The sequence below is a fragment of the Bordetella sp. BOR01 genome (assembly GCF_019218885.1).
Classification (GTDB): domain Bacteria; phylum Pseudomonadota; class Gammaproteobacteria; order Burkholderiales; family Burkholderiaceae_B; genus Bordetella_A.
Genome location: NZ_JAHUWT010000003.1, coordinates 726946 through 740666 on the forward strand (window position 1 = coordinate 726946; position 13721 = coordinate 740666).

Annotated in this window: 14 protein-coding genes; 3 read left to right on the plus strand and 11 right to left on the minus strand. The window is 65.3% G+C overall.

Annotated features, from left to right (window positions below; translation table 11 throughout):
• The first annotated feature begins 4 nt into the window (after positions 1–4).
• Positions 5–613 (plus strand): HD family hydrolase, encoded by a 609-nt coding sequence (locus tag KW845_RS18240; RefSeq protein ID WP_218370749.1) that lies wholly within the window; start codon positions 5–7, stop codon positions 611–613.
• A gap of 188 nt (positions 614–801) precedes the next feature.
• Here the strand turns inward: KW845_RS18240 and glmS are convergent, their stop codons facing one another.
• On the minus strand, positions 802–2634 hold the full coding sequence (gene glmS / locus KW845_RS18245) for a glutamine--fructose-6-phosphate transaminase (isomerizing) (protein WP_218370750.1): 1833 nt from the start codon (positions 2632–2634) through the stop codon (positions 802–804).
• A 149-nt stretch (positions 2635–2783) separates the two neighbouring features.
• On the opposite strand from glmS, the gene KW845_RS18250 reads away from it, so the two are divergent.
• Positions 2784–3302 carry an Lrp/AsnC family transcriptional regulator gene (locus KW845_RS18250; protein WP_218370751.1) on the plus strand — a complete coding sequence of 173 codons (519 nt, stop codon included), beginning with the start codon at positions 2784–2786 and terminating at the stop codon, positions 3300–3302.
• A gap of 105 nt (positions 3303–3407) precedes the next feature.
• Here KW845_RS18250 and KW845_RS18255 read toward each other — a convergent pair whose 3' ends face one another.
• From KW845_RS18255 to KW845_RS18280, 6 genes are read right to left on the minus strand one after another with little or no spacing between them, the layout of a single operon-like run.
• On the minus strand, positions 3408–4475 hold the full coding sequence (locus KW845_RS18255; RefSeq protein WP_218370752.1) for a glycosyltransferase family 4 protein: 1068 nt from the start codon (positions 4473–4475) through the stop codon (positions 3408–3410).
• On the minus strand, positions 4472–5794 hold the full coding sequence (locus KW845_RS18260; protein WP_218370753.1) for a UDP-glucose/GDP-mannose dehydrogenase family protein: 1323 nt from the start codon (positions 5792–5794) through the stop codon (positions 4472–4474). The genes KW845_RS18255 and KW845_RS18260 overlap by 4 nt, the downstream gene beginning before the upstream one ends.
• A gap of 59 nt (positions 5795–5853) precedes the next feature.
• Entirely contained in the window at positions 5854–7245 is a 1392-nt protein-coding gene (locus KW845_RS18265; RefSeq protein WP_218370754.1) for an MFS transporter, read from the minus strand.
• Positions 7242–8612, minus strand: a complete 1371-nt coding sequence (glmU, locus tag KW845_RS18270; protein WP_218370755.1) for a bifunctional UDP-N-acetylglucosamine diphosphorylase/glucosamine-1-phosphate N-acetyltransferase GlmU — start codon at positions 8610–8612, stop codon at positions 7242–7244. Before glmU ends, KW845_RS18265 begins: the two co-directional genes overlap by 4 nt.
• 60 nt (positions 8613–8672) lie before the next feature.
• Positions 8673–9368 carry a PhaM family polyhydroxyalkanoate granule multifunctional regulatory protein gene (locus KW845_RS18275; protein ID WP_218370756.1) on the minus strand — a complete coding sequence of 232 codons (696 nt, stop codon included), beginning with the start codon at positions 9366–9368 and terminating at the stop codon, positions 8673–8675.
• A gap of 28 nt (positions 9369–9396) precedes the next feature.
• Complete coding sequence (locus tag KW845_RS18280; RefSeq protein ID WP_218370757.1) at positions 9397–10050, minus strand: glycine zipper 2TM domain-containing protein; 654 nt, start codon at positions 10048–10050, stop codon at positions 9397–9399.
• A gap of 122 nt (positions 10051–10172) precedes the next feature.
• On the opposite strand from KW845_RS18280, the gene KW845_RS18285 reads away from it, so the two are divergent.
• Positions 10173–10400: a DUF3717 domain-containing protein gene (locus KW845_RS18285; RefSeq protein ID WP_218370758.1), complete on the plus strand. Its 228-nt coding sequence runs from the start codon at positions 10173–10175 to the stop codon at positions 10398–10400.
• Between the two features lie 122 nt (positions 10401–10522).
• On the opposite strand, the gene KW845_RS18290 is transcribed toward KW845_RS18285, so the two are convergent.
• Genes KW845_RS18290 through KW845_RS18305 form a run of 4 tightly spaced genes read right to left on the minus strand, consistent with a single transcriptional unit; the run spans position 10523 to position 13681 of the window.
• Positions 10523–11131, minus strand: a complete 609-nt coding sequence (locus KW845_RS18290) for an SCO family protein (protein ID WP_218370759.1) — start codon at positions 11129–11131, stop codon at positions 10523–10525.
• Positions 11132–11149: 18 nt separating this feature from the next.
• Entirely contained in the window at positions 11150–12043 is an 894-nt protein-coding gene (gene cyoE / locus KW845_RS18295; RefSeq protein WP_218370760.1) for a heme o synthase, read from the minus strand.
• Between the two features lie 9 nt (positions 12044–12052).
• The gene (locus KW845_RS18300; RefSeq protein ID WP_218370761.1) at positions 12053–13081 is read right to left on the minus strand and encodes a heme A synthase; all 1029 of its coding nucleotides are present in this window, start codon (positions 13079–13081) and stop codon (positions 12053–12055) included.
• Between the two features lie 18 nt (positions 13082–13099).
• Entirely contained in the window at positions 13100–13681 is a 582-nt protein-coding gene (locus KW845_RS18305) for an SCO family protein (RefSeq protein ID WP_370628272.1), read from the minus strand.
• Positions 13682–13721 lie beyond the last annotated feature (40 nt).

A 13721-nucleotide genomic window follows, 5' to 3' on the forward strand; every position in this document is an offset into this window, starting at 1 on the left:
GATCATGCCATTGCCTACATTGGATAAGCAGCTGAGCTTTCTAAGAGAAATCGACAGGCTGAAGACCGTCATACGGCAATCACCTTTGCTTGACGGAAGCCGGAAGGAAAATTCCGCCGAACATTCCTGGCACTTGGCGATGTACGCCTTGGTACTGAACGAGCATGCCTGCGGGGCGGTGAACTCGAACCGGGTCATACAGATGCTTTTGCTGCATGACATTGTCGAGATAGATGTCGGTGACTTTCCCATCCATGGCGGATATGCAAGCGAATTGCAGGCTGAGCAAGAGTCCCGAGCGGCAACGCGGTTGTTTGGCCGATTGCCGCCGTCGCAACGCGACGAGTTTCTCGGACTGTGGCAAGAATTTGAGCGGGCAGAAACAGAAGACGCGAAGTTCGCGAAAGCACTCGATCGTTTTCAGCCGCTACTGACGAATATATTCACCGGCGGAGGAACCTGGACGGAGAACGGTATTTCATGTCAACAGGTGCTTTCTCGGTACGGCCCTGCCATCAAGAGGGGCGCGCCCCAGCTATGGACGGTGTGTGAGCAGTGGATAAGCCAGCATTTTTCGGAACAAGCGCCAGGAATCCCCAGGCAGGAAGATTGAGCGGCAAGGCCGTGTCTTATTCGAAAGTTGCTCCATCTGAAGGTCGCAGCAAATCCCTTTGACTAGGCAACACTGCCATGCCTATTGGATTTTGCTTCTAACTGCGTACGTGAAATAAAGTTGGCCGTAACGACCGATTCCTGACCAAATTTATTCCACGCAATCAGATCAACCAAGAAGTTCCACGACTACTCCACCGTCACGCTCTTGGCCAGATTCCGCGGCTTGTCCACATCCGTGCCACGTGCGCATGCCGTGTGATACGACAGCAGTTGCAGCGGAATCGTGTGCAGGATGGGCGACAGCATGCCATAGTGTTCGGGCATGCGGATCACATGCATGCCCTCGTCGCTGGCAATGCGGCTATCCGCATCGGCGAATACATAAAGCTCGCCGCCGCGTGCGCGCACTTCCTGCATGTTGGACTTCAGTTTTTCCAGCAGCGAATCCTTCGGCGCGATGGTAACCACCGGCATCTGGTCGGTTACCAGCGCCAGAGGGCCGTGCTTCAATTCGCCGGCCGGATACGCCTCGGCGTGGATGTAGCTGATTTCCTTCAGCTTCAGCGCGCCTTCCAGGGCAATGGGGTAATGCATGCCGCGGCCCAGGAACAGGGCATCTTCTTTGGTGGCGAAGCGATCGGCCCAGGCCATGATCTGCGGTTCCAGCGCCAGCACCGAGCCGATGGCCACCGGCAGGTGGCGCAGCGCCTTCAGGTGCTCGGCTTCCTGTTCGGCAGTGAGCTGGCCGCGCGTCTGGGCCAGCGCGAGCGTCAGCAGGAACAGCGCCGTCAACTGGGTGGTAAATGCCTTGGTGGACGCCACGCCGATCTCGACCCCGGCCCGGGTGATGTACGACAGCTTGCACTCGCGCACCATGGCGCTGGTGGCGACGTTGCAGATGGTCAGGGTCTGTTCCATGCCCAGCGAACGCGCGTGCTTCAGCGCGGCCAGGGTATCGGCGGTTTCGCCCGACTGCGAGATGGTCACCACCAGAGTGCGCGGGTTGGGCACGCTGTCGCGGTAGCGATACTCGCTGGCGATCTCGACGGCCACCGGAATCCTGGCGATGGATTCGATCCAGTACTTGGCGGTCAGGCCGGCATAGTAGCTGGTGCCGCAAGCCAGGATGAGCAACGAATCGATTTCCTTGAAGACCTTGTGGGCCTCGTCGCCGAATAGTTCGGGCGAGATGGCCTCGATGTCTTGCAGGGTATCGCCCACCGCGCGCGGCTGCTCGAAGATTTCCTTCTGCATGTAATGACGATACGGGCCCAGTTCGGCCGCGCCGGTGTGCACTTGCACGGTGTGCACCTTGCGCTCGACGGGTTTGCCTTCGGTATCGGTGATCCACACGCGCGAGAGCTGCAGGTCGACGACATCGCCGTCTTCCAGGTAGATGATCTGGTCGGTGGTACCGGCCAGGGCCAGCGCGTCAGAGGCCAGGAAGTTCTCGTTCTGGCCCACGCCCACGACCAGGGGCGAGCCCTGGCGCGCGCCGACCACGCGATGCGGTTCGTCGCGGCAGAACACGGCGATGGCGTAGGCGCCATGCAGGCGGCGCACGGTCTGTTGCACGGCATCGAACAGGTCGCCGTTGTACAGGTGGTTGACCAGGTGGGCGATGACTTCGGTGTCGGTCTGGCTTTCGAACACGTAGCCAGCGGCCTGCAGTTCAGCGCGCAGTTCGTCGTGATTCTCGATGATGCCGTTGTGCACCAGCGCGATACGCGGCTCGTCTTTGCCCAGGTGCGAAAAATGCGGGTGGGCATTGTGGGTAGCGGGCACGCCATGGGTGGCCCAGCGGGTGTGCGCGATGCCGGTGAAGCCGGCCAGCTTGTCCTGGGCGACCTGGTCGGCCAGTTCGGCCACGCGCTGCGTGCTGCGCGTGCGGCGCAAGTGGCCGTCGATGTACAGCGCCACGCCGCACGAGTCGTAGCCGCGGTATTCCAGCCGCTTCAGGCCTTCGACCAGGATGGGGGTGATGTCGCGCTGGGCGACGGCGCCAACAATGCCGCACATAAGGCAATCTCCGATGATTTGCGTATCGGCGCATTGTGCACTTGCTGGCCTGAAATTTGATTTCTTTATTTTGTCTTATGTGAAAGCTGATTTTCTTACAAATACGTGATTAAATATATTTTCGTAAATCAGTCTTTTATGAAATAAAAATGCAAGAACAGGCCCTTCCCCTTGTTGAACTGGACGATCTGGACCGCCGCATCCTGGATCAGCTTCAGCGCGACTGCGCACTGACCAATCAGGAGCTGGCGGCGCGGGTACATGCGTCGCCCCCTACCTGCCTGCGGCGGGTGCGACGGTTGGTGGAATCCGGCGTCATCGCGCGGCAGGTGGCGATTCTGGCGCCCGAGAAGCTGGGCAGCACTTTGACGGCCATCGTGGAAATCACGCTGGACGTGCAGGCGGCGGAAAGCCTGGACGCGTTCGAGCGCAGCCTGCTGGACGAACCGGCCGTGCTGCAGTGCTATCGGGTATCGCCGGGGCCGGATTTCGTGGTGGTGGCGCAGGTGCGCGATATGCCGTCCTACCATGCACTGGTACACCGGGTGTTCACGGCACAGGCGAACGTGCGCAATGTGCGCACCTTCTTTTCGGTGCACCGGGCAAAGTTCGAAACCCGGATCGATGTGTCGGCGGGTAGCCAGGGGTCAGGCTCCGCAGGTGCCTGACCCCATCGTGTGCCATCACTGTCTCAGTCGTACGGGGTCAGGCACCCTGACGGGAGCCTGACCCCTGGCTGCGACACTTGGCTGCGCTGGCTGCGGCTGGCGCGCCTACCCTGCTTTCGCTGCCAGCAGCCGCTCGAACTGGGCCAGGTAGCGGCGGCCCATTTCGGTGACGTCGTGTTCGGTGCGCACGTAGTCGTAGGCACGCTTGGTGCAGTCGGCACGAAATGCGGCGTCGTCCAGGCAGCGGGCCATGCCCTGCGCCATCGCTTGCCAGTCGCCGGTGGCGCACAGCACGCCACGGCCGTCGGCCAGGCTTTCTTTCAGGCCGCCAGCATCGGTGGACACTACCGGCACATGCTGCAGGAACGCATCCAGCACGCTGCTGCCCAGCGCTTCTTCTTGCGAGCTCATGACGAATACGTCGAAAACGCTATAGAAGTCTTCGATGCCCTTGCGAAAGCCCGCGAACAGGTACACGTCTTGCAAGCCCAGCGCGTGCACTTCGGCGCGCGATTCGGCTTCGCGGTCGCCCCCGGCGCCAAAATGCACGAAGACGAAATCGCCGCGCGTGCGGGCCAGTTCGCCCACGGCGCGGATCAGGGTCAAGGGGTCTTTGTCCCGGATCAGCGCGGCTGAAGTGGCCAGCACTTTCTTGCCCTGCAGGCCCAGTTCGCCGACCAGGCGTTCGACGTGGTCGCGGTCGACCTCGTGAGGTTCGACGGCACTGCGGATGATGACGGGGTGCAGCCCCAGCCGGCGCGGTTCGGCCGCGGCCATTTCGCTGATGGCCACGAAGCAGTCCACGCGCCGCCACTTGGCGCCGGTTTTCCATTCTTCGTTCGGCTCGACCACGAATGAGGTGCGGCGCGAGAACACCACGGGCCGATGGTGCAAGGCCTTGGTCAACACGGCCCACGTGACGGTGTTGGCGGTTTGCGCGTGAATGATGTCGTAGCCCCGCCCGGCACGGGCCAGGAAGGCCAGTTGCGCCGGCACGTTGCGCACGCCATGGGCCACGAAGCCTTCTTCGCCGGCGCGGCTTTCCAGCGGGCCGCCGGCGCGGCACAGCAATTCAACCTGATGGCCGGCGGCGCGGAAGGCGCGCATGCAGTACAGCGTCTGGCGTTCGCCGCCGCGCCAGCCTTTCTCGAAGTTGAGCTGCAGGATCTTCATGCGCGGCCAATGCCTTCGTACTCGAAGCCCTGGGCCCGCATATCGGCAGGCACGTACAGGTTGCGGCCGTCGATCACCAGCGGGGTCTTCAGCAGGGTGCGCACGCGGTCCAGGTCGGGCGCACGGAACACTTTCCATTCGGTGGCGATCAGCAGGCCATCGGCGCCATCGAGCGCCTGGTACATGTCGTCGGCGAATTCGACGGCCGGGTTGTGCGCCAGGATCTGGCGCGCATGCGGCATGGCGACGGGGTCGTAGGCGCGCACGCGGGCGCCGCGCCGGGTCAGTTCGGCGATGGCGGTCAGGCTGGGGGCTTCGCGCATATCGTCGGTGTTGGGCTTGAAGGCCAGGCCCCACAACGCAAAGGTGCGGCCCGACAGGTCTTCGCCATAGCGCGCCACGATCTTTTGCGACAGGCGCAGCTTCTGCGCATCGTTGGCGGCTTCGGCGGCCGTCACGACGCGCATGGGCAGCCCGTGCTCGGCGGCGGTTTGCACCAGCGCCTGCACGTCTTTGGGAAAGCACGATCCGCCATAGCCCACGCCGGGATACAGGAAGTGGTAGCCGATGCGCGGGTCGGCGCCGATACCGCGCCGCACCTGTTCGACGTCGGCACCCAGGACTTCGGCCAGGTTGGCCATCTCGTTCATGAACGAGATGCGGGTGGCCAGCATGGCGTTGGCCGCGTACTTGGCCAGTTCGGCCGAACGCACGTCCATGACCATCAGGCGTTCGTGCGTGCGCTGGAACGGCGCGTACAGGCGCCGCATCACATCGACGGTGTAGTCATCATCGGCGCCGACGATAATGCGGTCGGGGCTCATGAAATCTTTGATGGCCGCACCCTCTTTCAGGAACTCGGGGTTCGAGGCCACGCTGAAAGGCATGTCTACGCCACGCTCGGCCAGGATGGCGGCCATGGCCTGGCGCACCTTGTCGGCCGTACCTACCGGAACAGTGGACTTGTCGACCACCACTTTGCGGTTGTCCATGTGGCGCGCGATGTTGCGGGCCGCCGACAGCACGTGCTGCAGGTCGGCCGAGCCGTCTTCGCCGGGCGGCGTGCCCACGGCAATGAACTGCACGTCGCCAAAGGCGACGCTTTCGGCAATGTCTGTCGTGAAGCGCAGGCGGCCTGCCTGCGCATTGCGCTTGACCAGTTCGTCCAGGCCCGGCTCGTAGATGGGAATACCACCTTGCTGCAGGGTCTGGATCTTGGCCGCGTCGACGTCCAGGCAAATCACTTCGTTGCCCATGTCGGCCAGGCAGGCGCCCGAGACCAGTCCCACGTAGCCCGTGCCGATAACCGTGATTTTCATGCGCAATGCCTATAGGGGTCTATTCGGCCGCATTATAGAAGGACACCGCTATGGGGCCGCTAGCTCATCTTCAGTTTGTTCACCCGCACCGCATTCACTGCCACCGCCACCGCCGCGCACAGCGTGGCGAGGATCAGCGCAAAAGTGGGGCCCGCCGCGCCGCTGACGCCAAAGGCGATGGCCACCAGCGCGGTACCAAAGCTTTGGCCGAACACGCGCGTGGTGGCCTGCAGCCCGCCGGCGGCGCCGCTGCGCTGGCGTGGCGCCGACGAGAGCATGGCGCGATTGTTGGGGGTCTGGAAAAACCCGAAGCCCATGCCCGTGACGAACATGGCGGCCATGATCCATGGATTGGTCACGCTCAATGGCAGGAAGGCCAGCGTGGCCAGCCCGACCACCATGCCTGCCGCCCCTATGCCGCTGAGCGTGGCCGCCGAATAGCGGTCGGACATGCGGCCCGCCAAGGGCGCGACGATAGCGGTGCCCACCGGCCAGGCGCCCATCAGCATGCCCACTTCCAGGTAGGTCCGGCCCAGTATTTGCTGGAAGTAGAAGGGCAGCGACACGTACGAGGCCATTTGCGCCGCGAAGGTGCAGGCCGAGGCCGCCACGGCAAACCCCACGGCGCGGATACGCAGCAGGTCTACCGGCACCAGCGGCGCGGGCTGCCCGCTGGCGCGGCGCACCAATAGCCAGCCGGCCAAGGTGGCCAGCGCGATCATGGTCACGCCCTGCACGGGGCTCTGCCCCAGGGTGTCGACGCCTGAAATGAAAACGCCCAGCGTCACCATGCACAGCAGCGCGCTCAGCCAGTCGAGCCGCACGTTGTTGCGCGGCACTTCAGGCAGGTAGCGCAGGCCGAACATCACCGCCACGCACACGGGCAGGTTGATGGCGAAGATCCAGCGCCAATGGGCGATTTCCAGAATGACCGAACCCAGCGTGGGCCCCAGCACCGACATCACCGCCACGGTTGTCGCGTTGACGCTGATGCCGCGGCCCAGCAGGTGCAGCGGATAAATATTGCGCACCAGCCCGCCGAACATGCACATCAGCGAAGCGGCGCCTATGCCCTGCACCACGCGTGCCAGAGTCAGCTGCCACAGCGACTGCGACAAGGCGCCCGACAACGAGGCCAGCGCGAACAGCGCCAGGCCGATGGTGAACATACGCTTGAAGCCGATGCGTTCGGCCAGGGCCGACAGGGGCAGCAGCAGCACCACCACCGCCAGGTTGTATGCATTGACGACCCATACCGCCTGGGACGGCAAGGCATCCAGGTCGGTGGCGATGGTGGGCAGCGCCACGTTGGCAATGGTGGTGTCCAGCACCGACAGGCTGATGCCGGTCAGGACAGTGGCAGCCGCCCAGTGCCTGCGTGGCGTCGGCAGGCCATCGGGCAGCGCGTGGCGAGCGCACGACCCGGTTGAAGCCGCAGGCTCGGCACTCACGATTTTTTCTGGGGACGCTGCCAGCCCTCGATAGTGGTCTGGCGTGCCCGCGAGACAGTCAGTTGGCCGGCCGGCGCGTCGCGTGTCAGGGTGGTGCCCGCGCCCAGTGTGGCGCCGCGGCCCACGCGCACGGGCGCGACCAATTGCGTGTCCGACCCGATGAAGGCATCGTCTTCGATGACGGTACGGTGCTTGTTGGCGCCATCGTAGTTGCAGGTAATGGTGCCGGCGCCCACATTCACGCGCGCGCCGATATCAGCGTCGCCGACGTAGGCCAGGTGGTTGGCCTTGCTGTCAGCATCGAACACGCTGTTCTTGATTTCGACGAAATTGCCGACATGAGTGCGATCGCCCAGGCTGGCGCCCGGCCTCAGGCGGGCATAGGGGCCGATGCGCGCATCGCGGCCCACGGTGGCCTGCTGCACGTGGCTGAATGCCTCGATATGCGTACCCGCGCCCACCGACACGTCACGCAGCACGCAATGCGGGCCCACGCGCACACCGTCGGCCAGCTCGACCTTGCCTTCGAACACGCAGCCCACGTCGATGAATACATCGCGTCCGCAGGTCAGCGTGCCGCGCACGTCGAATCGCGCCGGGTCGGCCAGCGTGACGCCGGCCTCGAGCAGGAGGCGCGCCTGTTCGTGCTGCCAGCGGCGTTCCAGTTCGGCCTGCTGCACCCGGCTGTTGACGCCCAGGGTTTCCCAGCCGGCCCCGGGTTGTGCCGCGCCGACGGGCACGCCATCGGCCACGGCCAGGCCCACCACGTCGGTCAGGTAGTACTCGCCCTGGGCATTGTTGTTGTCGATGCGGCCCAGCCAGTCTTTGAGTTGCGCCGTGGGCGCCACCAGGATACCGGTGTTCACTTCGCGGATGGCGCGCTCGACTTCGCTGGCGTCTTTGTGTTCGACGATGCGCTGCACCTGGCCTTGTTCGTTGCGCACGATGCGGCCGTAGCCGGTAGCATCGTCCAGGATCTCGGTCAGCACGGCCGCCCCCTGTCCGCGCGCCTGCAGCAATCGGCGCAAGGTATCGGGCTGCACCAGCGGCACGTCGCCGTACAGCACCAGGGTGACGTCGTCTTTGCCGTCTTCCTGCAGCAAGGGCACGGCCTGCTGCACCGCGTGGCCGGTGCCCTGCTGCGGCTGTTGCAAGGCGAAGCTCACCCCGGCGCGGCCCTCGAAGGCGGCGCGCACGCGGTCGGCGCCATGGCCCACCACGACCACGATACGGCCGGGCTCGAGTTGGCTGGCGCTGTCGAGCACGTGTTCAAGCATGGGCTTGCCGGCCAGGGAATGCAGCACTTTGGGAAGATCGGACTGCATGCGTTTGCCCAGTCCGGCGGCAAGAATTACGACATTTAGCATAGGTGTGAAAGCGGCATAAGAGGGCGGGTGGGATACCCACCGCGCGATTGAAGCGGAAGATTATGACTTGCGTGGTGCCGGCGCGCGCTTGGCCGCAGCTTTGCGGGGCGCACGCTTGCGCGGGGCCGGGCTGTCTTGCCCGGCTGATGGCGTCTTGGCCTTGGGCGGCGTGTCCGATGCCGAGGCATCGGGCATGGTGGCGGCGGTGGCGGTGGCAAGCTGGTTGAACTGCTGCTGCAGCAGGTTCCACCATGCCTGCGACGCCGACTGCGCGGCCTGGCTGACCTGGTCGGCCGCCGAGGCGTCGGGGCTGGCCTGCCCGGCCGAAGCATCGCCATCGGCAGCTGGCGATGGCGCGGATTGCGCCGCGGGCCGTGGCGCCGCAGCGGCCGGCTTCAGGCCCAGCACGACTTCCAGGGGCGAAGCATCGCCGCCTGCGGCGGCACCGCCCACGAAAGAGCGCAGGGTGGCAATGGTGGCGCGCTGCACTTCCATCCCCTGGATGGTGCTCGACAGCATCGACAAGTTCATGCGCAGCCAGTTTTCCACGGAACGCAGCTCGGCGATGCGACGCTCGAGGTCTTCAAGGTTCATGGGCGGCGTCATAGGCAAGGCCTGGGCCAGGCCGCCCGGGCCCGCCAGCCCGGCCCATGCCTTGCGCATCATTTCCATGCTGGCCAGCAGGGGGTTGCCGGAAAGGTCGCCGCCTTGCCCCAGGCCGGGCAGGACGAACGGGTTGGTATTCGAATCGGACATTCAGTCTCCAGGAACGCGCGAGGTACGCCTAGCGCGGCAGCACTTGGCCGTTCTCGACCCGTACATGGTCGCCCGACGCATAGGCGAAGGGTTGTGCGCTACGGAACATGCGCGTGCTGCCGTCGTTCATGCGCACGGTCATCTCGTAGTGCGTCACCGTCTGTTGCTGTCTGATATTACGCTCGATTTCATGACCTGCCAAAGCACCGCCCAGGGCGCCCAGCACGGTCAGCGCGTCCTTGCCGTGGCCGCCGCCGAACTGGTGGCCGACCACGCCGCCCACGACCCCGCCAGCGACCGTGCCCACGACGTTATTACCTTGGTTCTGCACCGGCGCCTGGACAGGGCGGATGGTTTCGACCACGCCGCAATCGGCGCAGGTGGCAGGCTTGGCCGCCGGCTTGGGCGCCGGGGCAGCCTTGGGGGCGGTGGCGACCTTGGCGGGCACTGGGGGAGCCGGGGGCGCTGCAGGCTGGGCCTGGCCCTGTTCGGCCGCCTGGGCCTGGGCCTCGTGAAGCGGAGGCTGCTGCCCGGACGATTCGGCCCACGGAGTAGGCAACCAACCCACCAGCGCCGCCGCGGCAATTGCGCACAAGACGATGACCGACCCGGCGGCGGTGGCCACCAGGGGATGCAGGCCGCGGCGCCGAGTTTCGCCCGGGGCGGGAACAGGAGTATTCATGATGGTTCTCCAGACAGTACGGCCCGTTGTATAGCATCTGGCCACGGTATCGGCGTATTGCGATAGTGACCCTTTGCAAGACATGGCCGGACGATCGGCTCGCATTCTGGGACAATGGCCAGATGGATAAGCCGATTCCTTTGCCCGAGCTTGAACAGGCCATTAATTATTGGCGCAACCGGCTGCCTTCGCAAGGCGATGAATCGCGCCTGTGCGCCCAGGCTGCTGCCCTGGCCACGCCGTACGCCCTGATGATCATCGGCCACCGGCGCGAGATTGCGGCAGGAGAACTAGGCCCGGCGGCCCTGGCCGCCTACCGGGGCTGGCGCGCGGCCCACGGGGCTGAATAGGGGGACGGTCTAATTTCGGGTGTCAGGCTCCGCAGGTGCCTGACACCATTGTGTGCCACGACTGTCTCAACAGTACGGTGTCAGGCACCTGCGGAGCCTGACACCTGTCGGCTGCCCGCCCCTTACGAGTCCAGCAGTGCCTTGATGTCGTGGGCCAGCGCGTCGGCCCCTGCGTTGTTGCTGGCCAGCACGCGCGATTCGCCCTTGCCGTCGAACAGGTAAAAGGCCGCGGTGTGGTCCATGGTGTAGTTCTTGCCGCCTTCGGTGGGTACCTTGGCGTAATAAGCCTTGAAAGAGGCCGCCGCCTGCTTGACCTGCTCGGGCGTGCCCGTCAGGCCCAGGAAGCGCGGATCGAACGTCGTTACATATTGCTTGAGGATGTCGGCCGTATCGCGCTCGGGATCGACCGTGATCATCAGCACCTGCACGCGGTCGGCGTCATCGCCCAGTTTTTGCATGACCTGCGACAGTTCGGCCAGCGAGGTGGGGCACACGTCGGGGCACTGGGTAAAGCCGAAGAACACCACCGTGACCTTGCCGGCAAAGTCTTGCAGGGTACGGGCCTGGCCATTGTGGTCGGTCAGGGCCAGTGCCTTGCCCAACTGGGTGCCGCTGATGTCGTTACCCTTGAAGCTGGGGGCGGGGTCGCCGCAGGCAGCCAGGGCGCCGGCCAGCGCAACGGCTGCCGCGCCGCGCAGCAGCGCGCGGCGGTGGGTGGAAAACACGGACATGAAGCAAGGTCTCCGAGATCAGGCCAGCAGGCCGGCCCAGTGGTCCACCAGCAAGGCGGCAAACAGCAGCGCCAGGTACAGGATGGAAAAGCGGAACATGCGGCGCGCCAGGGCATCGCTGTACTGGCGGTACAGGCGCCAGGCATAGGCCACGAACATGCCTCCCAGCGCCAGGGCGCATGCCAGGTACAGCAACCCGCTCATGCGAATGATGTAGGGCAGCGTGGTGGTGGCGACCAGCGCCAGGCTGTAGAGCAGGATATGCAGGCGCGTGAACTGCTGCCCGTGCGTGACCGGCAGCATGGGCAGGCCGGCCTTGGCGTAATCATGGTTGCGGTATAGCGCCAGAGCCCAGAAATGAGGCGGCGTCCAGATGAAGATGATCAGTACCAGCACCCAGGCTTCGGCCGGTACGGCGTCGGCCACGGCTGCCCAGCCCAGGGCCGGGGGCATGGCGCCCGACAGGCCGCCGATGACGATATTCTGCGGCGTGCGCGGCTTGAGGATGACGGTATAAATGACCGCGTAGCCCACGAAGGTGGCGAAGGTCAGCCACATGGTCAGGGGGTTGACCAGGTGGTATAGCACCAGCATGCCCGCGCCACCCAGCAGGCCCGACAGGGTGATGACCTGGGTGGAAGAAATCGTGCCGCGTGCCGTGGCGCGGCGCGCCGTGCGCAGCATGCGCGCGTCGATTTCCTGCTCGATCAGGCAATTGATGGCGAACGCCGCGGCGGCCAGCAGCCAGATGCCGATGGTGCCGAACACCACGCGGCCGGGATCGGGCAAGCCGGGCACGGCCAGGAACATGCCGATGATGGCGCAGAAAACGGCTAGCTGCGTCACGCGCGGCTTGGTCAGCACGAGGTACTGGCGCAGTAGTCCGGATTGGGAGGCGGCAAGGCTGGTCATAAGGCTATTTTAAACGTGCTGGCGCTCAGGGGCTGACGCCGGGGCGCGCCCGGCGGAGGACAGGCGCACCAGCATGACGACGCAGGCCAGGGTCAGGCCGGCCGCACCGCCATTGTGCAGCACGGCGATCAAGAGCGGCCATTGGAAGAAAATGGTGGTCAGGCCGGTGAACAACTGCGCGGCCAGCAGCGCCAGCGCCAGGGTGGCCGGGCCGCGCAGGCCGGGCTCGGCGCGCAGCCGCCAGGCCAGCACGCCCAGGTAGGCCAGTACGACAAAGGCGAAATTGCGGTGTACCCAGTGAATGGCGGTCAGGGCGTTCTGCGAGATCATTTCGCCCGACGGCAGTTCGCCCAGCCCCCGGATGACCGAGAACCCGCTATGGAAGTCCATGTCGGGCAGCCACTGGCCGTGGCAGGTGGGGAAATCCAGGCAAGCCAGCGCGGCGTAGTTGGTACTGACCCAGCCACCCAGGGTGATTTGCACCAGCAGCAGCAGCATGCCGCCCACCAGCCAGGGCCGCCAGCGCGCGGCCCGGGCCGGCAATGGCAGGTGCGGGCGTTCGCGAGCCGATAGCCAGGTCATCAGTGCCAGCACCGACAGCCCGAATACCAGGTGCGCGGTGACCACCGCGGGCATCAGCTTGTGCGTGACGGTCCAGGCGCCGAAGGCGCCCTGCACGCACACGGCCACCAGCGTGGTGATCGCCAGCGCGGGCGAACGGCCCAGTTCGCGGCGATAACGCCACGCCATGAACACGATGGCGATGATCAGCATGCCCAGGAAGGCGCCGACGTAGCGATGGATCATTTCGATCCAGGCCTTTGACAGGGTGACGGGTCCGAAGGGCATGGCTTGCGATGCCTGATGGATGTCGCCCATGGCGCCCAGGGGCGTCACCTTGCCGTAGCAACCGGGCCAATCGGGGCAGCCCAGGCCGGAATCGGTCAGGCGCACGAAGGCGCCGAACATGATCAGGTCCAGTGTCAGGAACCAGGTGAAGAAAACCAGCTTGCGGTAGCGTTGCTTGATGCGGTACATGGCGTGAATGCAGGCCTGCTAGCCGATGCGCGAGCTGTAGACCAGCTTGCTGATGTCTTTGCGCACTTTGACGCCATCGGCGTCGGCGGGGAATTGCAGCATCAGGTTGCCCAGCGGGTCGATGACCCAGATGGGGTCGAGCAGCCCGGGCTGGCCCGCCACGGTGTCGCGCGCCAGCAGGAAGCGCGCCAGTTGCTCGGGGCGCGCCCGCACCATCACGGTGCCCTGGTAGGCCTCGAGCACCTTGGCCGGCACGTCCCCGTCGTCGGTGATGAACCAGACGCGCGCCAGGCGATCGACGTTCTTGCCCTGGCTGGCGTGCGAGTTGCGGGTGATGAATAGCTTGCGTGCGCAGGCTTCGGGGCAAGCCGCCTCGCCGGCGCTGACCAGCAGCCACTTGCCGCGCAGGCTTTGCAGGTCGAAGGGCTGGCCGTCCAGCGTGGTGAGCTGCAGGTCCTGGGCCGCCGGCACGGGGCGCTGCGGATCGAGCAAGGTGCCGTAGTTGCTGGACTCGTCAGGCCACCACTGCGGGTTGCTGTACATCACGAAGGCCGCCAGGATGGGCGCCAGCGAGCACAGGAACACCAGCACCAGCGGCACCAGCGAGCGCTTCTTGGCGGGGGTGGAGGCAATAGGGGTT